General features: G+C 42.8%; 21 protein-coding genes and 1 tRNA gene. 6 read left to right on the plus strand and 16 right to left on the minus strand.

The features are described from left to right. Nucleotides 1-23 precede the first annotated feature (23 nt). On the plus strand, nt 24-494 hold the full coding sequence (gene slrR, locus C5695_RS17015) for an HTH-type transcriptional regulator SlrR (RefSeq protein ID WP_117731821.1): 471 nt from the start codon (nt 24-26) through the stop codon (nt 492-494). Nucleotides 495-579: 85 nt separating this feature from the next. Here slrR and C5695_RS17020 read toward each other — a convergent pair whose 3' ends face one another. The 4 genes from C5695_RS17020 to C5695_RS17035 form a co-directional block, all read right to left on the minus strand. Beyond that, complete coding sequence (locus tag C5695_RS17020; protein WP_012011330.1) at nt 580-804, minus strand: phage holin; 225 nt, start codon at nt 802-804, stop codon at nt 580-582. 139 nt (nt 805-943) lie between these two features. Beyond that, a complete protein-coding gene (locus C5695_RS17025) occupies nt 944-1,849 on the minus strand; it encodes an iron-hydroxamate ABC transporter substrate-binding protein (RefSeq protein ID WP_187441818.1) in 906 nt (301 codons plus the stop codon). Between the two features lie 17 nt (nt 1,850-1,866). Beyond that, nucleotides 1,867-2,868, minus strand: a complete 1,002-nt coding sequence (locus C5695_RS17030) for a FecCD family ABC transporter permease (RefSeq protein ID WP_117731825.1) — start codon at nt 2,866-2,868, stop codon at nt 1,867-1,869. Next, a complete protein-coding gene (locus tag C5695_RS17035) occupies nt 2,865-3,893 on the minus strand; it encodes a FecCD family ABC transporter permease (protein ID WP_187441284.1) in 1,029 nt (342 codons plus the stop codon). The genes C5695_RS17030 and C5695_RS17035 overlap by 4 nt, the downstream gene beginning before the upstream one ends. A 322-nt stretch (nt 3,894-4,215) precedes the next feature. Here C5695_RS17035 and C5695_RS17040 point away from each other — a divergent pair, with 322 nt between their 5' ends. After that, complete coding sequence (locus tag C5695_RS17040) at nt 4,216-5,625, plus strand: polysaccharide deacetylase family protein (RefSeq protein WP_117731829.1); 1,410 nt, start codon at nt 4,216-4,218, stop codon at nt 5,623-5,625. A 17-nt stretch (nt 5,626-5,642) separates the two neighbouring features. Here C5695_RS17040 and abc-f read toward each other — a convergent pair whose 3' ends face one another. From abc-f to C5695_RS17090, 9 genes are all read right to left on the minus strand, one after another. Beyond that, nucleotides 5,643-7,202 (minus strand): ribosomal protection-like ABC-F family protein, encoded by a 1,560-nt coding sequence (gene abc-f, locus C5695_RS17045; RefSeq protein WP_222928675.1) that lies wholly within the window; start codon nt 7,200-7,202, stop codon nt 5,643-5,645. Nucleotides 7,203-7,534: 332 nt separating this feature from the next. Beyond that, a complete protein-coding gene (locus C5695_RS17050; RefSeq protein ID WP_117731833.1) occupies nt 7,535-8,305 on the minus strand; it encodes an ABC transporter ATP-binding protein in 771 nt (256 codons plus the stop codon). Continuing rightward, nucleotides 8,299-9,114: an ABC transporter ATP-binding protein gene (locus C5695_RS17055; RefSeq protein WP_117731835.1), complete on the minus strand. Its 816-nt coding sequence runs from the start codon at nt 9,112-9,114 to the stop codon at nt 8,299-8,301. Before C5695_RS17055 ends, C5695_RS17050 begins: the two co-directional genes overlap by 7 nt. Next, entirely contained in the window at nt 9,077-9,964 is an 888-nt protein-coding gene (gene opp1C, locus C5695_RS17060) for a nickel/cobalt ABC transporter permease (protein ID WP_117731837.1), read from the minus strand. Before opp1C ends, C5695_RS17055 begins: the two co-directional genes overlap by 38 nt. Nucleotides 9,965-9,969: 5 nt before the next feature. Continuing rightward, entirely contained in the window at nt 9,970-10,899 is a 930-nt protein-coding gene (gene opp1B / locus C5695_RS17065) for a nickel/cobalt ABC transporter permease (protein ID WP_117731839.1), read from the minus strand. 15 nt (nt 10,900-10,914) lie between these two features. Continuing rightward, nucleotides 10,915-12,546 (minus strand): nickel ABC transporter substrate-binding protein, encoded by a 1,632-nt coding sequence (nikA, locus tag C5695_RS17070; RefSeq protein ID WP_117731841.1) that lies wholly within the window; start codon nt 12,544-12,546, stop codon nt 10,915-10,917. A gap of 322 nt (nt 12,547-12,868) precedes the next feature. Then, nucleotides 12,869-14,038 (minus strand): macrolide family glycosyltransferase, encoded by a 1,170-nt coding sequence (locus C5695_RS17080; RefSeq protein ID WP_117731843.1) that lies wholly within the window; start codon nt 14,036-14,038, stop codon nt 12,869-12,871. Between the two features lie 259 nt (nt 14,039-14,297). Further along, on the minus strand, nt 14,298-14,762 hold the full coding sequence (locus C5695_RS17085) for a DinB family protein (RefSeq protein ID WP_117731845.1): 465 nt from the start codon (nt 14,760-14,762) through the stop codon (nt 14,298-14,300). Nucleotides 14,763-15,076: 314 nt separating this feature from the next. After that, nucleotides 15,077-15,152: transfer RNA gene (locus tag C5695_RS17090), tRNA-Arg, on the minus strand. A gap of 253 nt (nt 15,153-15,405) precedes the next feature. On the opposite strand from C5695_RS17090, the gene clpP reads away from it, so the two are divergent. Next, complete coding sequence (clpP, locus tag C5695_RS17095) at nt 15,406-16,002, plus strand: ATP-dependent Clp endopeptidase proteolytic subunit ClpP (protein ID WP_034660066.1); 597 nt, start codon at nt 15,406-15,408, stop codon at nt 16,000-16,002. 59 nt (nt 16,003-16,061) lie between these two features. On the opposite strand, the gene C5695_RS17100 is transcribed toward clpP, so the two are convergent. Then, nucleotides 16,062-16,640: an LOG family protein gene (locus tag C5695_RS17100; RefSeq protein ID WP_117731847.1), complete on the minus strand. Its 579-nt coding sequence runs from the start codon at nt 16,638-16,640 to the stop codon at nt 16,062-16,064. A 136-nt stretch (nt 16,641-16,776) separates the two neighbouring features. On the opposite strand from C5695_RS17100, the gene C5695_RS17105 reads away from it, so the two are divergent. Next, nucleotides 16,777-17,106 carry a MazG nucleotide pyrophosphohydrolase domain-containing protein gene (locus tag C5695_RS17105; protein ID WP_117731849.1) on the plus strand — a complete coding sequence of 110 codons (330 nt, stop codon included), beginning with the start codon at nt 16,777-16,779 and terminating at the stop codon, nt 17,104-17,106. Nucleotides 17,107-17,134: 28 nt separating this feature from the next. Here C5695_RS17105 and C5695_RS17110 read toward each other — a convergent pair whose 3' ends face one another. Continuing rightward, the gene (locus C5695_RS17110; protein ID WP_117731851.1) at nt 17,135-18,757 is read right to left on the minus strand and encodes a SulP family inorganic anion transporter; all 1,623 of its coding nucleotides are present in this window, start codon (nt 18,755-18,757) and stop codon (nt 17,135-17,137) included. A gap of 37 nt (nt 18,758-18,794) precedes the next feature. After that, nucleotides 18,795-19,376: a beta-class carbonic anhydrase gene (locus tag C5695_RS17115; protein WP_117731853.1), complete on the minus strand. Its 582-nt coding sequence runs from the start codon at nt 19,374-19,376 to the stop codon at nt 18,795-18,797. 554 nt (nt 19,377-19,930) lie between these two features. Between C5695_RS17115 and C5695_RS17120 the strand changes: the two genes are divergently transcribed. Together C5695_RS17120 and C5695_RS17125 are read left to right on the plus strand one after the other, a co-directional pair. After that, the gene (locus C5695_RS17120) at nt 19,931-20,908 is read left to right on the plus strand and encodes a 2-hydroxyacid dehydrogenase (protein ID WP_117731856.1); all 978 of its coding nucleotides are present in this window, start codon (nt 19,931-19,933) and stop codon (nt 20,906-20,908) included. Between the two features lie 184 nt (nt 20,909-21,092). Continuing rightward, nucleotides 21,093-21,581 (plus strand): ribonuclease, encoded by a 489-nt coding sequence (locus C5695_RS17125; RefSeq protein ID WP_117731858.1) that lies wholly within the window; start codon nt 21,093-21,095, stop codon nt 21,579-21,581. Nucleotides 21,582-21,606 lie beyond the last annotated feature (25 nt).

The following is a 21,606-nucleotide window of genomic DNA, read 5'->3' on the forward strand; positions in this document are numbered from 1 at the left end:
GGAGAAGGGAGATTATTGATCGAATGATAGGCAAGGTGATACGCATTTACCGAAAGAGGAAAGGATACTCCATTCAGCAGCTGGCTGAAGATGCCCATGTCTCTAAGTCATATTTGAGTAAAATTGAGCGTGGTGTCCATAGAAATCCATCTGTCCAGTTTTTAAAAAAGGTATCCTCTTCGCTAGAGATTGATTTACAAGAGCTATTTGATGCAGAGACGATGATGTTTCATGACGCTGAGGGTGGTGAACACGAATGGCGGGAGCATATCGTCAATGCCGTCCAATCCGGCATGCCGAAAGAAGAACTCTATCAGCTGCTCCAAACCTACCGAAAGGAGCAGGAAGAAAAGACAACACATGTCACCCATAGAAAGCTGACCGATTCAAATATATCAGAGTGGAAGCGTCTGATGAGTGAAGCGAAGGCGATCGGCTTAAGCATTGAGGAAGTAAAAGCCTTCCTCACCAACATGGGAGATCGGCGGGCGTAAGCCTTTCAGGAAGAATCAAATTGCGGGGAGAGGCTTTGACGCTTCGATGAAAAAGAGCCTTTTATCATGAAAAGGCTCTTTTTCCTTATTCCGCTTTTTTTGTTCGTGCTTTTTTCGTTATATCATTGTTTTTCCAATAGGCCCACAGTGATGTAATTCCAAGAAAGGCTAACGTGATGAATTGCTGAATACCTTCTTCATCAATAGGAATTGGGCTTTTCCCCGCAGCGGTTAGAGCACTGTTCACAAGCGCTAGCAAAAGCAACACAAGCCTTGCGATCGTACCTGCACTAATTTTTTGAACTTCCAACTGTAACCCCTCCCTTTCTTTCCCTTCACGGGCAGTACTGCTCGTTCTCTCTCATATGTATGCAAAAACCGAATGAATAGAAGGATGGATCAAAAAAAGAGACATCATTCCTATATGCGGAATGATGCCTGAATTCATCTTATTTTGATTGAGAAAACATCTCTTTTGCTTCGTCCAATGCCATTTTATTGCCTAGTGCTGAATAATCGAGCCAAGGCTGATCGGCAATCGGATAGACGTGATTGTTTTTCACAGCTTTTAGACCTTTCCAAATCGGGGTTTTTTCTAATTGCTTGAATGCCTGCTGCGCTTTATCATCACGATTCACGACAACAAAAATAGCATCTGCATCATAGTCAGGAAGGACCTCTTGAGAAATCACTTCAAATGGCCGCTTGCTGTCCAGCTTCTTCACACCATCGACAGGTGTCAGACCTAAATCCTCGTATAAAATAGGACCCATTGGGCGCTTCATGCTAAATACTCGAAGCTCCTTAGCCGTCACACGAATCGCCATCACTTTGCCGTTTCCAATCTTTTGTTTAATAAGCGATTTGACTTCTTTTGCTTCTTCATTGTAATCCTGAATATATTGATCGGCTTCTTTTTCTTTATTGACGAGCTTGCCGATTTTTTTCAAATGATCACGCCATGTGCCGTCATTTAAATTAAATACTTCCGTTTTGGCGATTTTCTTATATTTTGATAAGTCTTGTCCAGCTAGTTCTTCATCGATATAAATGACATCTGGTTCTAATGCCAGCAGTGACTCCATATCTGGATCGGCTGCAATGCCAAGCTTCTTCGTTTCACTCAGTTGTTTTTTCGCATGCGGAAGAAAATCTTTTAAGCCCCCTCCTACAACAGAGCCCGCTGGCTTAATACCAAGCGCTAATAAGTCATTCGTTAAATGAATAGACAAGGAAGCAATTTTCGGTGTTCCATGATCATTTTGAGTTGTTGTATTCTTTGTTTCCTGTTGACCACAAGCAGCAAGCAGCAAGAAACAGAGCGTTATACCAAGCACAAGTAATTTTTTCATGATGAGTTCCTCTTTCTTGTTTATTTCGTTTTTGCTAATAAATAGAGAAAATAAGGAGCGCCGATAAAAGCCACAACCACACCCGCTGGTATGGCATTTGGGGCAAAGACGGAACGTCCGATTGTATCGGCGCTGACCAAAATCAACAAGCCAAGCAGCGCGCTAACCGGTAGAAAATACTGATGCAATGAGCCGACAAGCCTTCTGGCCAAATGCGGAGCGACAAGACCGATAAAACCAATGCCGCCTGTCATCGAAACACTTGCACTTGCTAGACCAACAGCTAAAGTCAGCAAAAGGAGGCGTTTACGCTGAACACGTACACCTACACTTGAGGCGACAGCATCTCCTAATGTCAATGCATTGAGTGTGCTTGACTGTATGAGCGAAAGCAGCACAAGGCATACAATCCAAGGTAGAAGCGCTAATACATGAATCCAGTCTCTCCCCCAGACATTGCCAACGAGCCATCTTGAAGCAAATGTGTATGTATCTTCATCCAGCTTCAATGACAAATATAACGTCAAAGCACTAAACCCCGCCGCAACCGCAATTCCTACTAGGATCAGCCGAATAGGAACAAGCCCTTCATGCCGGTCATACGCAAGAAGCACGATGACCGCTGCCGCAAGAAGTCCGCCGCCAAATGTAAAGAGCGGAATCAGAAGAGATGGATTGCCTTCTAATGCGTGAAAATAAGTCACAAACACAATTAAGCCAAATGCGGCGCCTGCATTCAGTCCAATAATTCCAGGATCGGCAAGTGGATTGCGGGATAAGCTCTGCAAAATGCCGCCCGCAATGCCAAGACCGATTCCCGCCAGCATCGTCACGACAATTCGAGGCAGTCGATAATCAAACAACACCGTCTCACTTTGGAAATCCCCAAAGCCGAATAACGTTTTGACGACCACAATCGGGTTTAGTTTCAGCGTACCCGTATTTAAACTATATAGCACAACAGCCGCACTCAAACAAAGCAAAACGACTGTCACGACAAGAGCCCGCTGTTTCTCTCTCATGACAGGTTCCTCCCTTCTTTTCTGGCAATATATAAGAAGAAAGGAACACCGACGAGTGCCACCATCACGCCAATGGCAAGCTCTCGCGGCGGATTAACGGTGCGGCTGGCAAGATCTGCAAAGACTAGCAGCATTGCGCCTAATGTCGCTGACATCGGAATGACGAACCGATAATTTACACCAACCAGCTTTCGTGCAATATGTGGGATGACAAGACCGACAAATCCAATGGACCCGACAGCTGATACAGATACTCCTGCTAATAACACAGCAGCTGTCATTCCTAGTATTCGCACTTGTCGTGTTTTCACCCCTAAATTTGCTGCTACATCTTCCCCGAGCGACAGTAACGACAATGACCGCCCTAATAGCATCGCCCATACGATCACCAACAGAATGACTGGAGCAAGAATTGTGAGCTGTGACCATTTCACACCAGCCACCCCGCCTGCATACCAAAACGCAAGATCCTGACTCAAGTCAAAATAAATGGCGATCCCAGAGCTAAGCGCATGAAGCAAGGCGGCCACAACGGCCCCTGCTACGGTTAAACGCAGCGGTGTCAACACGCCGCCAGCCGCCCCGATCGCAAAGATCAGTAGCGTACTAAGCACTGCACCGATAAAAGAAAAGAGCATCAGTGCCGAATATGGCATTCCCGGGAAAAAGGCAAAGCAGAGTGCGACAACAAACATGGCACCGCCATTAATTCCCAAAATTCCCGCATCTGCCAATGGGTTTCTTGTGATGCCCTGCATGAGTGCACCCGCTACGGCAAATGCTGCTCCAACAAGAGCTGCCCCTAAAACACGAGGAAGTCTCAATTCATGGATAATTTGCTGCTCTGTGACATCGGACTGATAGTCAAATACGGCTGTCCAAACCGTTTGCAGAGACAATGTTTTAGCACCGTATGACACAGCCAAAAACATGGCAGCCGCCAAACCCATGACGGCGAGAAAAAATATCAAAAAGAACAGAATATGTGATGATCGCTTTTGTTGATGTGTTCGCTTATCCTGCAAAATCGGTGTCATCCTTTTCTTCATTAAAAGTCAGTTTGAAAATGAGAATCATAATCATCAAAATTATAGCCGTCTGCCTCTAAAAAATCAATGTACGCCTGATTATTTAATTAATGAAGGTATGCGGGTGACAATGTCATAAGGTGTGTTTTTCTCGCATAGAGCGACCTATCATTTTTTCTCATAGTTTAATAGGAAAATAGTTGACATTCCGCCTGAACATCCTCTAAAATTACAAAAGTAAGTCAAATGTTATAAAAATATTACAAAGAGATGTCAAACTGATAAAGAATGGCCCGTCATGAGAGGAGATTTGAACGTTGTGTCATTAAAGGGAAAATGGAGTATCGGCCTATTTGCACTTGCGCTCGTCATTGGAGTCGTTGCTTTCTTTCAGAATCAACAAGCAAGCGGTACAGAGAAGAAAAATATAAAGCAGGATACGAACTATAAAAACGTGGAAATCGTCACTCTCGTAAATGACGGGAAATTTATGAGATATGCAGTCAACTATCCTCTTTTTCATCAAAAAGAGCTAGATGACAAGATTCAAAGCTATGCCAATTCAGCGTTAGAGCATTTCAAAAAGACGTTTAGTGAAGCCAAGGATATCGATGAAAACAAACGCTTTGAGCTAAATATTGATTATGATATGGTGCATTATGCGAAGCAGTCTGCTGCTATTCGTTTTACAACTTATACCTATACAGGTCAGCAACATGGGACCACCAATCATCTCACAATCAACTATGATTTTCAGAAAAAAACCTTTCTTGACACACATGATTTATTTCTGCCTAAAACCAACTTTTTGAAGAAATTATCCTATATTACATATTCAGAGCTTTTGAAGGACAAAACCTTATCTAAGGATCAGCCTCTCCTTCAGAAAGGAACAGCCCCTACTGCTCAAAACTTCAGTCAATTTGCGTTGAAAGAGAAATATGTAGAATTTTATTTCCCAGCATCTCAAGTAGCCGCAGAGGATCTTGGTCCGCAAACACTTGCGATTAAAAAGACGCTGCTGAAAGATATATTAAAGCCAGAATATATGAATAAAACCAAAAATCAAAATGAAATGAAAGAACCGAATCCGAAAAGAAAAGCCGTCAAGCTGCCGCAAAAATCAAAGCTTGATCCAAATAAAAAAGCCATTGCCCTTACATTTGATGATGGTCCAAACCCAGCGACCACCTCAAAAATTTTAGATGCACTGAAGGCAAATAAAGGACACGCGACCTTTTTCGTGTTAGGCAGCAGAGTGCAGTATTATCCTAGTATGCTTGCAGACATTCTAAAAGGCGGGAATGAAATCGGAAATCATTCTTACAGTCATCCTTTATTAACAAGACTGCCTCTAAAGCAAGCAGTGAAACAAGTGAAGGACACACAGCAGCTGATTGAGAAAGCGAGCGGATATACGCCAACGCACTTCAGACCGCCATATGGTGGAACAAATCAAGACATCAATCAAGCGGTTGGGATGAAAGTCTCTTTATGGGATGTTGATCCAGAGGATTGGAAAATTCGTAACAGCCAGCTGATTACAAATCATGTTCTCTCACATGCAGCAGATGGCAGAACGGTGTTAATGCATGATATTTATGACAGCTCAGCTCAAGCAGCTGTAAAGATCATCCATGAGCTCACCAAACAAGGCTACCAGCTCGTCACAGTCAGTGAACTTGACCAATTAAAAAAAGAACGCCATGAACAACCCCCTGTGCAGTAATTACAGGGGGTTTTCTTTTATGACTCCAAAGACTTCTTTTGTTTCAATAATGCTTGGAACGTCTCTTCCAGCTCCTGAGTCGGCTCAATACTTAAACGGCTGAGCACCTCTGACAGCTGCATATCAATTATCAGAAGCTCTTCTTCTCTTTGTGTAGCAGCTGGTTTGTCTTCCTTTTGTTTATACGCTTCATATGTGCCGTCAAATGCTTCAATGCGTTTTTCGTGTACATGGAAAATGCGAGTGGCCACCTCTTCGATCAGTCTGCGATCATGGGAAACAAACACAACAGTTCCTGGGTAATCCTTCAATAGCCCTTCAAGCGCTTCGACTGCCGCCAGATCTAGAAAATTCGTCGGTTCATCCAGCATGAGGACATTGGCATCGCTGACAAGTAAGGATGCAAGCATGGTCTTCACCCGTTCCCCCCCGCTTAACACCCCTACAGGTTTATATACATCATCCCCTCGAAACCCAAGACGCGCCAAAACTGTTCGAACCACTGTCTCATCTTGAACAGCCTCTTTCAGTGCATTTTGTAAAATCGATTCATCTACCTTCAGTCCAGAAAGATCCTGACGAAAATAGCCAAGCTTGACGGCTTCTGAACGAAAAACTCCACGATGTCCATTCACAAGCATTCGGAGAAATGTCGTTTTGCCGCTCCCATTTTTTCCGATAATGGCGACTTTGTCCCCGCCTCTCACTTCCACATTTGCCTGCTTCCAAAGCAATCGATCGCCCGCTTTGCCATCTACATGTTCTACCCGCAAAACGGTACGACTCGCTACTTCCTTCATTGTATGCTGAGTCATTTGAATGGGCTGAATGTCCTTTACTCTCTCAACCTTTTCTAATTTCTCCATCCTTGTTTCAATGGATTTGGCTGTTTTTTGCAGCTTTTTTTGCTTATTTGCATAGTAGGGTTTTGCCATTTTTGGCCCTGAAGATTTTAGTTTTTGAGATGGCTTTGTTGCTTTGTCAGCTTTTTTCTTCTTTTTTTCCAGCGCATGCTCTAACTGTTTTTTCTTTTGTGTGTAAGCTTCGAATGCTTCCTTCTGCTGACGATGGGCCAGCTCTTTTTGCTGTGCAAAATACGTGTAGTTGCCTTTGTATTGATTGAGCCGTCCATCATCCAGCTCCCAAATCTCCGTACATACGGCATCTAAAAAAGCACGATCATGTGAAACGACAATGAGTGCCCCTTGGTAATGATGTAGCTTCTCTTCCAGCCACTCAATGTGCTCTGTATCCAAATGAGTCGTCGGTTCATCTGCTAATAAAAGCGCAGACGGGCGGTTTAACGCACTTTCAATATAAGTCTGGGTCATCTCACCACCACTCTGTGTGCCCTCCGCTTGCTTCAGCTGAGGAAGGAGTGTACAAGTCGTTGTGGCAGCAAATGTGCCACTGTCTGGTTTCTCTTGCCCTGCCAGCACATGCAATAAAGTCGTTTTCCCGCTGCCATTTATCCCGACAAGGCCGATGCGGTCTCCTTGATGGATGGCAAGCTCCTCAATATTAAATAACAAGCGATCTTTTCGAAACACCTTTAACTGATTGGCTTTGACTAACATCCAACCCTCTCCTTTCGTATCAGGAGACATGAAAAAGCCTCCTATTCTCAGAATAGGAGGCAAAATGGTGTACAAAAATAAGCGGATCAATCCAAGGTGACGTGCCGTTCAAATTTGAACATACACATCCCCCGACTCAATCATCTCATTCTTTGATTCCCAAGCTGTACCATCCTATTCCGAAGCTAAAAAATGAAAACGTAGCAAACATGGCAAACCAATGGTTTGCTCAATGCCTTCGTTTTTTCATTTTGCTTACAGGTCATAGGATTAGTACTTCATTGCATTGGGTCACCCTTCCGTCGTTTGTTACGTATACGATAAAAGATTGGTTATTTTTTGTCAAGCTGAAATGGCATGAGTGAATCCATTAATTTCAGTGTAAATGGATGAGACACATCAAATAGATCGTCCTTTTTGCATTCTTCCACTACATTTCCTTCATGTAAAAATAGGAGACGGTCACATAGATACACCGCTGCTTCTACATCATGGGTAATGAGAAGGATGGTCATGTCTAGCTCTTGTTTTAATGTCTCAAGCAACTCCAAAATTTGCACCTGAACAGAGACATCCAGTGAGCTGAGAATTTCATCTAGTATAAGAATGGCTGGATGCGTTGATATGGCTCGGGCGATGCACACTCGCTGGAGCTGACCGCCGCTTAGCTGATGAGCATACTGGTTTAGTAAAGAAGAGGGCAGTCTGACTTGTTCAAGCAACGATAAAACCTTCTGATCCACATTCTTTTCCTGCTTTAACAAGCGCAGAGGCTCAGCAATGATCTCTTTCACCGTAAAGGAAGGATGAACAGAAGATCGATAATCCTGAAAGACTACACTCATTTTTCCTCGGTTCATCTTCCGCCACGCGTCAACTGGCTTCCCATCAATCTTTACTTCGCCGCTGTCTATTTTTTCTAAACCGAGCAGGATACGTGCCAATGTACTTTTGCCGCTGCCGCTCTCACCGACTAACCCAGCACATTGTCCTTTTTCGATTTGAAATGAGACGTTTGATATGCGTGGTTTTGACCGCATTTGCCTGGAAAAAAAACCTTTCTTCTCTCCATGTTTGATGAGCCCATCGGCTGTGATCAACATGGGAAAGCCCTCACTCTCTGCTGCCGCAATGCGTCAAGAGGCGCAGATAATCGATGTCTCGTCTCAATTAAATGCTTTGTTTGAGGATGCTCAGGCGATGTGAATAGCTTTTCAGCTGGGCGATGCTCAAGCCTCTCGCCTTGATGCATCACCATCACCTCGTCAGCGATCGCCTGAACAACGCCTAAATCATGCGAAATGATGATCAAGGCGGCACCTGTTTCTTCTTTCAGCCTCTGTAATTGCATGATGACTTCACGCCGATTATATGCATCGAGCGACGCAGTTGGTTCATCGGCAATGATCACATGAGGAGAAAGCATCATCGTGATCGCAATCATCACTCGTTGAAGCATACCGCCAGATAATTCGTAAGGATATTGTTTCAGCAATTCATTTGGATTTTTCAAATGAACACGCTCCAGTCCAGCGATGGCATGTGCTTTTCCCTCATTTCCACGTAAGCCCAAATGCCGCTGGAACGTTTCCATCATTTGATGACCAATGGTTTCGATAGGATTGAACGCATTCATCGCATCCTGTGAGATGAAGCCAATCCGCTTGCCTCTCCACTGCTCAGCTGTCTGAGTTGTCAATAACTCGCCATCCAACATGATCGCTCCCTCCACTTCTAACGAAGGTGGAACCAAGCCAATTAACGCTTTTGCGACGGTGGATTTTCCGCTTCCACTTTCTCCAATTACCGCTAAACAGCTTTGTTGTTGTAAGGAGAACGTCATGTTCGCCACGATATCCTTTTGCTGCACTGGATCATGTACGGACAGATTTTTTACGTCGATAAAAGGCAAATGGTCTCGCTCCCTTCTTATTGAAATGATACATGGCAGGGGTCGTGGCCTGCTGCAGGCTGTCTCCTAAAAAGTTCAGCGCCATGACCACAAATAAGATCGCGAGTCCAGGCGCAAGCATATGGGCTGGATGGGTCACCATCACATTCTTCGCTTCGTTTAGCATCATGCCCCATTCCGGTGTAGGTGCGCTCACACCTAACCCGAGAAAAGACAGAGCAGATATATTTAAGATGACCCAGCCCGCATCAAGCGTGGCAAAGACAGCAATTTCTCCAGATATGCGAGGGAATAGATGCTTCCTTAGTATATAAAAGGAGGAGCCGCCAGACACTTTTACAAACTGAACAGATGGTTCATTCGCATATTGTAAAACAGACGAACGAATCATCCTTGTATACCAGGCCCATTTCGCTAGAACATTTGCCAAAATAATATTGAACAGTCCAGGCCCAAGTATCCCCACAACAGCTAGAATCATCACTTCTGCTGGGAAGGAGAGCATGACATCACACAGCCTCATCAACATTCCGTCCACCTTTCCTCGGAAAAAGCCCGCCATGAGTCCAAGTGAGGTGCCAATGAGCATCGTCAGACACATTGTCAGCATGGCCGCAAGCATTGTGGTCCGAATCCCATATAAAAGCCGTGATAATACGCATCTTCCGAGCTGATCCGTTCCGAGCGGATAAGTAAGGCTGATGCCGGCATATTTTTGAAGAATGTTTGTTTCTGTTGGATCATGTGGTGCTAATACTGGTGCAAACAGTCCTGCTAAAGCGACAAGTACTAACAGCCAGATAGAAAGAACCGCCATGCGGTCTTTTTTTAATTGACTCCACCCTATCATCGTTCTCAGGCCTCCTTTCGCAGCTGCGGATTCATGGTCATTTGCACAACATCAGCCATGAGGTTACACACAACAAAAAGGAACCCCATCACAAATAAATAGGCTTGAATAATAGGGAAATCGGCATGGAAAATAGCTGTTACACACAACCGGCCAACCCCTGGCCAAGCAAAAAGATTTTCAATAATAACCGTGCCAGCAATGAGTTTCGGGATAGACATACCAAGTGCTGTCACCGCTAATTGAAGCGCATGTCTCATCACTTTCAATTGAACAGCCCGTTCCTTTAATCCGCGAGCTCTTGCATAAAAAACAAATGGCTCATGCTGAAATTTCAGAATTTGATTGCGAATGAGTCTCACATAGGTCGATAAGTAGCCCAGCGATAGTGTGACAGCTGGGAGAATAATGGATTTGAACCCTTCCATTCCACTCGTATTGACCCAATTGAATTTGACAGAAAAAAGCCAAATAAACAAAATCCCTAACCAAAAACTAGGCATTGAAGCAGCGATAAATACAAAAGCGCGCAGTACTCGATCCACCCATGTATGCGCAGCATATGCACAGATCACTCCGAGTAACAAACTCAGTACAATGATGAAAAAGAGCGCTGCTCCTGCAAGCTGCAATGTGGCAGGCAGCGCCTCCATGATAAGATCAAAAACTGGCTCCTGTGTAACATAACTCCTACCAAAATCCCCTGTTAGTCCATCTTTGAGCCATGTGACATATCGTATAAGAAATGGCTGATCTAAGCCTAGCTCCTGCCGCATCGATTCAATCATGGCTTCTGTTGGCGTCACTTGATTCACCCGCAAAGCAACCTCAGCTGGATCATTTGCCCGCATCGTCAGCAGGACAAAGGCAAAGAAAGTAATGAACATCATGAGCGGAAAAAGCAGCAATATTCGTTTTAAGAGATAGCGTGTCATGTCTCCGCCCCCTCTTTATGACGAAAAATACATACGGTCAAAGGGAATTTCATACTGTGACACATGAAAACCAATACCTTTCAGGCGCTTATTATAGACGGCCTTTGTCACAGAATAAGAGATTGGGATATAGATATTTTCATCATGAATATACGTCAAGATGTCTCGATACATTTGTTTCCGCTTTTGCTCATCTCGTTCTACCAATACTTTCGTAATCGTCTCGTCCAGCCACTTTTTCTTCTTCAACCCTAGTTGAGCTTGATAATCAGCATGTGATGCGACGCGGAACGAAGAAACATAGGTTTGTGGATCATAAGGAAGTCCCCACGATAGCGAGTACATCAGATCGAATTTCCCTGTTTTCTGGCGGTCTAAAAATGCCTGTTTTTCTTCTCCTCTAATATCCAGTTTGATCCCAACTTGCTTGAAATCTTGTTGGATCGATTCACTTATCGTTCTTTCGCCTGCATTATCGGAATTATAGTAAATGGCGACACTCAGCCTTTTGCCATTTTGATAGCGGTAGCCGTCTTCTTTCAGCTTCCAGCCTGCCTCATCCAGTAATGCCTCTGCTTTCTCTTTTTGATAGGTTTTCTTTTTCAGCGGGATATCTGCGTAAGGAACTGACGGGGCAAGCAGCGTATGTGCGACCTGTTCCGTTCCATTTAAAATGCCCTTTGTGATCATCTCTTTTTGAATGGCATATTGAAACGCTTCTCTGACTTTCGGATCTTTTGTCATCGGCTGGTTTGAATTGATGACGATCGATCTTGAACCAACCGGAGGACTCACGGTCACACCATATTGACCCGCTTCCTTTAAAGCATGGAATGAGTCTCCGTCAATCATGTCACCATCTGCACCGAATAAGAGATCAATTTCTCCTTTTTGCAGGGCAAGTAAAATCGTTTGGTGATCCGGCATGACTTTCCACTTCACTGTTGAGATTTTTGGCTTTTCCCCCCAGTAGTGGTCATTCACTTCAAAAACGGCATATTGATTTTTTTTATGTTCTTTTAGCACGTAAGGACCTGTGCCTGCATAGCTTTGAACTCCTTTTGCAGTCGTTCCATCAATGAAGCTTTTTGGAGAAATAAAACGGAAGGGACGTGTTAAGCCCAGTTCTTCTAACGTAGGGTAATAAGGCTCTTTTAACGTAAGAACAAATGTATCGTCATCCACAGCCTTCGTGGATTTGATTTCGGATACGAGATTCAGCCAAGCGTTCTTTTCGATGTTTTTAACAACGGCGTCCATGTTCATTTTCACAGCCTTTGCATTAAAAGGCTCACCATCTGAAAAAGTCACACCTTTTCGCAGGTGAAAGGTGTAGGTTCTGCCATCCTCTGAAATGTCCCAGCTTTTCGCTAAGGCAGGCTGAACGCCTTTCTCAGTATTAACAACAAGCGATTCAAACACCATATTTTGAGCGGCCATTTCTCCAGCATATAAATGGGGATTGATATCCCTTATATCTTTTGTACTTGCATACACTAGCTCATCTTCTTCTCTGTCATTCATATTAGAAGATGCTTTGTTATCAGAGCATGATGCCAATAAAAAACAAGCCATGACTGAAAACAACATCAAGGTGTATGTCACATATGGATGCTTTTTCTTTATGTAAACAGGCTGATCACTCATATTTACTTCCCCCAAATCTATATTATCGTAATCATTACGTTTAATTAATCGAAATGATTACGAATTGAATAATAGCATACAGAAATGGCAAATACAATCTCTTTTTTCATCAAAAAAACAGACTCATGATTGAGTCTGTTCAGATTATTGACAAAGGGCTAAAATGATTTTTATTTTAGCCCTTTGTCTTCTTTTCAGCGTGATAGAAAACCTTTGAAGTCTAGGAAGGACGAGTACCGGAGCGGAGCGAATTTGACATTCGTGAGCACCGGAGCGCAGACCTGACACCGAATGCGAGGGTTTGTCTACACGCTGAACAGACTCATGATTGAGTCTGTTTCGCAAGCATCCATTGATCGATTACCCGCAATGCTTTTTCTGTTCCACCTGCTGTTTGGAAGCTTTCTTCAATTTTTTCAATCCCAGCACGATACGTGTCGCTTCCCAAAACAGCATCCACGGTTTCTCGTAGCTGCTTTGCTGTCAGCTGATCTTTATCAAGTGCACGGGCAGCAAATAATTCCGTCAGTCTTTTGGCAACCATCGGCTGATCTTTGTCGACCGGAATGACGACCATCGGAACGTGATAATGAATGCCTTCATTGACACTGTTCATTCCCCCGTGGGTCACAAACACATCTGTCAGCTCGAGCACTTCAAGCTGCGGCACATAAGGCTCGATCAGAAAATGAGAAGGCGCTTCTTTCAAGAGAGAGCGATCCACTTTTTCACCTGTTGCGATTACCACTTTTCCGTCAAAATCGGCAAAGGCATCGATACACATATTAAAAAATGCTTCTGTATCGCCAAGAACAGTGCCCATTGAAATAAAGATGACTTTTTCTTGTTCAAGTGATTCTAGCGGGAAATCATGCTGATCTGCCCTTTTTAGAAAGCTCGGTCCAATGAAAACAAACGAGTCGTTCACTGCATCAACAGACGGCTGGAAATATTCACTCGTATACACGATATTCAGTTCTCCGCGATTTTTCATGAATTGCATCAAACGCGTTGGCTGAACGCCAAAACGCTCTTGTATGCTTTCTAACAGATGATCGGCTTTCTCATCCTTTCTGTATAGAGGTGTATCAAAATGCGCCTCTTGCAGCACAAAAGATGGGTTTGAACCGATTCCCGGAATTTGTAAGTAATCTCGAACAAGCTCCCCTGCCCCAAACATATCAAAATAGACAAAATCAAATGAATGCTGCTGAGAAAGTGTTTCCACCACCTCTAAAATATCAAATGATGTTTGCAGCATGGCATGAAAGAACGGCTGCATGGAATCAAGATTTCCTTCGTCCACATGTAATGTGCGAATATAGTCTGGATGTTTATGTACGTGAGCGCCTAAGCGTTTAATTCGTTCCTCATAATGTACAGTTGTGACCGCATGTACTTCATCTCCTCGGTCTGCCCATGCTTTGATGATCCCTAACATAGGATTCACATGTCCCTCAGCGGGAAATGTAATCAATAAAATCTTCGCCACAAAAAGCCCTCCTCATTGTCAATTCTCTTCCATGTTAATCATATACAGCAAGCAGGCTCAACAAATACGCCTGTAAAGGGCAGAAATGAGTCTTATGGCTAGTAAATTTTAAGAAAATATCAAAAAAAGACAAAGCCCCAAGTTAAGTTCTTTGTCTTTTTTCTATTATTTTTTGAGCAACATTTGTTTAAACGTAGCAGACTGTTTTTCAATTTGGATCGGATCAGCAGATAAATTCATTGATTGAAGTTGAAGAACATTATTCAAACATTAAAATTTTGGGGTCTTTATTGTAACAGTGAACAAGCATAGCATGTAATTGTCCCCTATGATGATATACATGTGCTAATATTTCTAACAACCACTCATACCTTGTATATGTCACACCCCAATAAGAAGTGGTACGAGACAGTAGTTCTGTGTCCGATAATTTCATATAATGATTTTTTAAGGAATGAAAATTAGTCATTAAACCATTTTCTATCAACTTTAAAGTTTTATATGATACATTAGCATAAAACTTTTCCATCTCTTCTTGGGTAGCCTCATTAGCAATACGCCAGTCAGCTTCACAAATGATCGCAATGTGTTCCAGCAACTCTCCGATAGACTGCTTATGAGGTGTTGGTCTTTTTTGTAAATCATCTTCTTCTAATTGACTGACTATTTTTATTAATGTTTTAACAGCTACTTCAATTTGATGTAAAACACTTTCACAATTCATTAGTGCCTCCTTATTAAAGGATTCTGCCCTTTTAGTTGAACAAGCTTTGAAAATATCGTTGATTCAAATGATTTTATACTCCAATTATAGATTAACTTCACTTAATCGCTATCATAGAAAAATTTGTCTTTTTAACAATTTTAATCTGTGCTTTTTGATACAAAATGAACTACTTCACTTAAACGATAATAAATAGTGAAGCTCCTTTCAATTTACTCACACAATACCACTCATAAAAAACAAAAAACCCTTTATTTCAAAGGGTTTTCTGCTTTTTCACAAATTATAAATCGAATCCTATCGGATACTATAGACGCGCTCGGAGGGATTCGAACCCCCGGCAGACGTGGTACCGGAAACCACCGCTCTATCCAACTGAGCTACGAGCGCACGATATGTTTTTTGAACGTCAGCATATCAAATTATAAGGGAAATGCTGCAAGAAAGCAATGATTAATCATTCGTCGTAATGATGTATTTTCTTCTTTTGAAACCATAGACTAATATGATGGTTTGAAGGGGAATGATTTTGGGGAAAATGGGTAAGGGTATTTGAATTTAGGTCAGCGTTTTGTTTGACCTTTATTGACCAAAAATGTATCATTGAATTACATACTTACCTAAAAGGTGAAGGAGGAACATTATGAATTTAATACCTACAGTCATTGAACAAACAAATCGTGGGGAAAGAGCTTACGACATTTATTCTCGTCTTTTAAAAGACCGTATTATCATGCTTGGTTCTGCGATCGATGACAATGTTGCCAACTCCATCGTGTCACAGCTGCTTTTCTTAGAAGCTGAAGATCCAGAAAAAGATATTTCTATCTACATTAACAGCCCTGGCGGTTCAATTACAGCTGGTATGGCCATTTACGATACGATGCAATTTATTAAACCAAAGGTTTCAACCATTTGTATTGGTATGGCTGCATCAATGGGTGCGTTCCTGCTTGCTGCTGGTGAAAAAGGTAAGCGTTATGCCCTTCCAAACAGTGAAGTCATGATTCACCAACCACTAGGTGGAGCCCAAGGTCAAGCAACAGAAATTGAAATTGCGGCAAAACGAATCCTTTCTTTACGCGACAAATTGAACCAAGTACTTGCTGAACGTACTGGTCAGCCAATTGAAGTCATTGAGCGCGATACAGATCGCGACAACTTCAAAACAGCGGAAGAAGCTCTTGAATACGGACTCATTGACAAAGTCTTGACCCGTAATTCAGAAGAACAAAAATAATATGACAAAACAAACCGTCTGCTCTTTGAACAGACGGTTTTTTGTGTTGAAAACACGCTTTACGACAGCTCCGTCCATTTCTGCTGAAGAGTTGGTGTTCGATAAGAAGCCATCTGCTTGATTAATTCCTCCGGTTCGCTGGAACCATGTAACAATTGAAGGTGGGATTCATTCGAAAAACCTTCCTGTACACTAAACTTCACCATATCCATAAGCGGATTGAAATAGTCATTCACTTGATACAATCCGATTGGCTTTTGATGGATGCCAATTTGTGCCCAGCATAGCACCTCAAATAATTCTTCATATGTACCAAAGCCGCCCGGCATCGCAATAAACCCATCGGCCAGCTCGCTCATTTTCGCTTTTCGTTCATGCATTCCTGTTACCTCAATTAACTCTGTCAGCTCCTGATGCACAACTTCTCCTCTAAAAAGCCCTTTAGGCATGACCCCAATGACTTGCCCGCCTTTTCTTAAAACTTCGTCTGCAATAGCACCCATTAAGCCAATTCGTGAACCGCCATATACAAGACGAATGTCTTGCTCTGCCATATATGCACCCAGCTCGACAGCCTTTTGTTTGTAGACATCTTTCACGCCTGGATTCGAACCAGCAAACACACAAATCGTTTTCATCAAAACAGCTCCATCTCTCTCTATGATTTCTTCACCTACTCATTCTACTATAATTGTTTTTTAAAAAACAGCCGCTTCATCTATATATAGTGTAAAATCAAAAGGTGCACACCATATAAGGAGCTGTATAAAGAGAATGCAAACAAATGAGATGGAGAAATGGATCAAAGGTTTTTACAAAAAGAGAAATTGGACAGAATACGGACCGTTTATCCGATTAGGGTTCCTGATGGAAGAAACAGGCGAACTCGCTCGCGCTGTTAGAGCCATCGAAATCGGACGTGACCGGCCTGACGAGCAAAAACAAAAATCATCTGAGTTAAAGAAAGAACTCGTTGAAGAAATGGGAGATGTATTAGGGAATCTACTTATTTTAGCCGATCTCTATGATGTCACAGTCGAAGAGATTTTCTCCTCTCATCAACAGAAGCTTACAAAGCGCTTTTCAGAACTGAAAAGCACGTGACCACATCGTCACGTGCTTTTTTCCACTTTTATAGATGCTGTGGTGAAATATCATCTGTTCGTTCAAAGAAATGCTGTTTTCCAATATGATGGAAAAGACCTGTCCGACGCAAAAGCTCTTTCGGCTGTGATTGAAGTCCGACAATCATCAGCTTACCATTATGGTGCTTTAACCGATTGGAGATATTCATCAGCACCGCTTCTGCTGATGTGTCCATATAATTAACTTTATTCATGAGTAGAATGAGCGTTTTCGGCTTTGTCTGAACATGGTCCAGAATCGAGTTTTCCAGTGAATCTGTTGTTCCGAAAAACAATGGCCCTTCAATGGCGTACATACTAATGCCTTGCTGGTCTGTCTGTTTTTCTAAAGCAGCTGCTGTTTCCATTTGGGGGACCGCAATGTTTGGATGAATGCTCGTCGTCTGGCTCATTTTTTTGATAAAAGCGATAAAGGCTAAAATGAGACCTGCGGTGACGCCAATAATCAAATCACCGATGACCGTCAACAGGAATGTCACAACAAGTACAAGTGAATCCGCATTTTTCACTTTGACAATATTGATAAATTCTTTTTTCTCACTCATATTCCAAGCCACAAACATTAAAATCGGTGCCATCGCAGCAAGTGGAATCATGGACGCATATGGTGCAAAGAGCATTAAGATGAGCAGCACCACAACGCCATGCACCACACCAGAAATCGGGCTTGCTCCTCCATTTTTGATATTTGTTGCCGTACGGGCAATCGCCCCAGTCGCCGGAATTCCTCCGAACAGCGGTGCCGCCATATTGGCAATTCCTTGCCCGACAAGCTCTTTATTGCTGTCATGCTTTGAGCCCTTCATATTGTCTGCGACCATTGCGGATAAAATTGATTCCACTCCGCCTAAAAGCGCAATGACAATCGCTGGAGGCAGGAGGTATATCATTTTTTCAATCGTTAATTCAGGAAAAGCGAAGCTTGGCAGCTGGCGAGGGATCTCGCCATATGCCGAGCCGATCGTTTCAACTTGTCCTTGGAAAAAGAGAACAGCTAGAAATGTTGAAGCCAATAGGCCTAATAGAGCACCAGGTATTTTGGGAATGTATTTTTGTGCCGCCAAAATCACGATGAGCCCAACGATAGCTGTGAGAATGGCGAGACTGTTTGCGGTACCGAGATGGACCACGATTTCTCTCATATTGAGGAAAAAACTTTCATGCTTTTCAACACCCTTTAACCCGAGGAAGTTGGCAATCTGCCCTGAAAAAATAATGACAGCAATGCCAGCAGTAAAGCCGATGATAACCGGACGAGGAATAAATTTCATGAGCTTTCCTAGTTTGAATATTCCGAATAATACAAGCATACAGCCTGCCATAAAACCAGCAATGAGTAAGTTTTCAATACCATACTGGCTGACGATACCAAATAAAATCGGAACAAACGCCCCAGTCGGCCCGCCAATCTGATACTTTGAACCACCAAACAATGAAATCAAAATGCCGGCAACGATGACTGTGTATAATCCATATTCTGGTCCGACACCAGATGCAATGGCAAATGCCATGCCTAAAGGAATTGCCACAACGCCCACGACAAGCCCAGCGATTAAATCGCGTCTAAATTTTGATGAATCATATCCTTCAAATCTTCCATAAAAACGCATGGTATGTGTTGGCCTCCTTCAAGTATGTGTAGATGATTTAGGTATACTGCGGGTCGATCTGTTTATCTTTTACAACGACATCCAGCTTTCCTGTTGCCGGATGAATGACTAGTCCGTGAACAGCCACATCACTAGGCATTAACGGATGCTCTTTGACCAATTTCACACTTTGGGATACGCTCTCTTCCACTGAATCAAAGCCTGTCAGCCACCCCTTTAAATCAACTCCTGAGTTTTTCACAATAGACAAACATTTCTCTTCAATGCCGCGTGCCTTCGCCTTTTCCAGTAAAGGATCTGCCGCAAGACCTGCCATTCCGCATTCATGATGTCCTACAATGCATACCTCTTCTGCTTTCAGCTCATAAATGGCTAATAGAATACTCCGCATCACACTGCCGAACGGATGTGTGACAATGGCGCCCGCATTTTTAATGATCTTCGCATCCCCGTTGCGCAGCCCCATGGATTGCGGCAGTAGTTCCAAAAGACGTGTATCCATACAAGTTAATATGACCAATTTCTTTTCAGGAAATTTTCCCGCTTTATAAGGCTCATAATGTCTCTCTTGTACAAACTCTGAATTGTGCTGAAGTATCTGTTCTAATTTTGATCCCATTTTGCCATCTCCTATCCTTTTGTCAGTCACGTAAGCCCCAGCCTATCCCCCTTTTCTTTCGTGTGTTCTCAAGCATAGAGAAGAAAAATGATAGAAAAAAAAGAAAAAAATGAGAAAACGATGAGAAAAAATGTCACCGTTTTCTCTATTTTCTGCTTCATCGCAAGGGAGACGCGGTCTTGCTTTTAATCTACTGTTCTTTGATCGCCAAAAAACGATGAAATGGTTTAGTAGAATATGCTAATCCCGTTTAATATGTTTCAAATATAATCATTTTTCTATCAAAAATTCTCGATCTATTTTCCAGTTTGTCAGATAATCTCTCGTAAAAATCGGCAATTTCACATGACACATCTACTATTAGCGGATTTTCATCTATGTAAAACATGCATCAGATGGCATATGAATTTACTTTTTCACTAAGAAAATGTCTCCCTATCACCGTTATTTCAGTATATTAAATATTGAGTAACCAACATTCAAACGTGTTTCGCCGAAATAGTTGCTTTATAATAAAAGGAGCAAGATGATCATGTGAAAGGAGCGAATTGACTGTGACACCACACATTTTTGTCGCCAAACCTTTACCTGCCTCTTTTGAGGAAATGCTAAAGGAACATTGTACATACGAGGTGTGGCAATCCAAAGACCCCATTCCAAAAGATATTTTGTTTCAAAAACTACAGCATGCTGACGGACTTTTAACGTCTGGAACGAAAATCGATCAAGAGCTATTAGATCACGCACCAAAACTCAAGGTAGTAAGCAATAACTCTGTTGGCTATGACAACTTCGATATAGAAGCGATGAGGCAAAGAGGCGTCATTGGTACGCACACGCCTCATACACTCGATCATACTGTGGCTGACCTTGCATTTTCACTTATTCTATCTTCGGCACGACGAATCGCTGAGCTTGATCGTTTTATCCGCGAAGGGAAATGGACTAAATTTGTACAGGAAGAAGATATCTTTGGCATCGATGTCCATCATCAAACGCTCGGCATCATTGGGATGGGACGTATCGGAGAGCAAGTAGCCAAACGTGCCGCACACGGCTTTGATATGAACGTGCTGTATCATAATCGAAGCCGGAATGAAAAGGCTGAATCGGCGTACGGCGCTTTATATTGCACTCTGGATGACCTGCTAAAGCAGGCTGATATTATTGTATTGATTACACCGCTGACCGATGAAACGTATCATATGATTGGAGAACGCGAATTGAGGTTAATGAAGCAAACCGCTTTATTTGTAAACATCTCCCGCGGGAAAACAGTGGATGAAAAAAGCCTCATTCAAGCGCTTCAGAAGGGCTGGATCAAAGGCGCAGGTCTTGATGTGTTTGAGCAGGAACCGCTCGAGGAGCATCACCCTTTCAAAGAGATGAACAATGTCACCCTTGCTCCTCACATCGGTTCCGCTACTGAAACAACACGGGATCTTATGCTGAAACGAGCCATTCATAATGTGATTCACGGCATTGATGGCAAAGCCCCTGTTGATGTGGTGAAAGAGCTCGCCTCATCTTAATCGGAAAAGACGCAGGAAACGGGACTGCGTCTTTTTATTTATTTCATCTGAAAAATATCAGGAGAAAAGCCTCATTTTAGCAAAGAGTCTCATTCTTTACATTTCCTTTATGTTCGGGTGCTATAATATGAAGTAGACAAGCATCAAGAGGACAGCATCCAATTTCCTTAATAGGAGGATGAAGATGAAAAAAATCAGTTCGGTTTTTACTATGTTTGCTCTGATCGCTGCTATTCTGTTTTCTGGATTTATTCCGCAGCAAGCCCATGCAGAAACACCTCTTACACCGACAGCCACGAATGAAATAGCTTCTATTCAACTTGCATCAGATGTGCGAACCCTTGCGGTCATTAATACGTTTGATGGGGTAGCAGATTATTTAATTCAACACAAACGCCTGCCTGATAACTACATTACAAAATCACAAGCAAGTGCCCTTGGATGGGTAGCGTCAAAGGGAAATCTAGCAGAGGTTGCCCCAGGCAAAAGCATCGGTGGAGATGTTTTCTCTAACCGGGAAGGTCGTCTTCCTTCAGCAAGCGGCCGAACATGGCGTGAAGCAGACATCAATTACGTTTCAGGCTTCCGCAATGCTGACCGCCTCGTGTATTCAAGCGACTGGCTCATTTACAAAACAACAGACCATTACGCGACATTCACTCGTATTCGATAATCAATCAAAAAACAGCCCCATTGGA

Source organism: Bacillus pumilus, assembly GCF_003431975.1.
GTDB lineage: Bacteria > Bacillota > Bacilli > Bacillales > Bacillaceae > Bacillus > Bacillus pumilus_N.

Bases quoted from the DNA above. Each gene is read 5' to 3' on its own strand.
- clpP (WP_034660066.1), top strand. From the start codon at position 15,406: ATGAATTTAATACCTACAGTCATTGAACAAACAAATCGTGGGGAAAGA.
- C5695_RS17085 (WP_117731845.1), bottom strand. From the start codon at position 14,762: ATGAATTGTGAAAGTGTTTTACATCAAATTGAAGTAGCTGTTAAAACA.
- C5695_RS17100 (WP_117731847.1), bottom strand. From the start codon at position 16,640: ATGAAAACGATTTGTGTGTTTGCTGGTTCGAATCCAGGCGTGAAAGAT.
- C5695_RS17105 (WP_117731849.1), top strand. From the start codon at position 16,777: ATGCAAACAAATGAGATGGAGAAATGGATCAAAGGTTTTTACAAAAAG.
- opp1C (WP_117731837.1), bottom strand. From the start codon at position 9,964: ATGATAGGGTGGAGTCAATTAAAAAAAGACCGCATGGCGGTTCTTTCT.
- nikA (WP_117731841.1), bottom strand. From the start codon at position 12,546: ATGAGTGATCAGCCTGTTTACATAAAGAAAAAGCATCCATATGTGACA.
- C5695_RS17125 (WP_117731858.1), top strand. From the start codon at position 21,093: ATGAAAAAAATCAGTTCGGTTTTTACTATGTTTGCTCTGATCGCTGCT.
- C5695_RS17030 (WP_117731825.1), bottom strand. From the start codon at position 2,868: ATGAGAGAGAAACAGCGGGCTCTTGTCGTGACAGTCGTTTTGCTTTGT.
- C5695_RS17050 (WP_117731833.1), bottom strand. From the start codon at position 8,305: ATGTTGATCACAGCCGATGGGCTCATCAAACATGGAGAGAAGAAAGGT.
- C5695_RS17115 (WP_117731853.1), bottom strand. From the start codon at position 19,376: ATGGGATCAAAATTAGAACAGATACTTCAGCACAATTCAGAGTTTGTA.
- abc-f (WP_222928675.1), bottom strand. From the start codon at position 7,202: ATGTTAGTCAAAGCCAATCAGTTAAAGGTGTTTCGAAAAGATCGCTTG.
- opp1B (WP_117731839.1), bottom strand. From the start codon at position 10,899: ATGACACGCTATCTCTTAAAACGAATATTGCTGCTTTTTCCGCTCATG.
- slrR (WP_117731821.1), top strand. From the start codon at position 24: ATGATAGGCAAGGTGATACGCATTTACCGAAAGAGGAAAGGATACTCC.
- C5695_RS17110 (WP_117731851.1), bottom strand. From the start codon at position 18,757: ATGCGTTTTTATGGAAGATTTGAAGGATATGATTCATCAAAATTTAGA.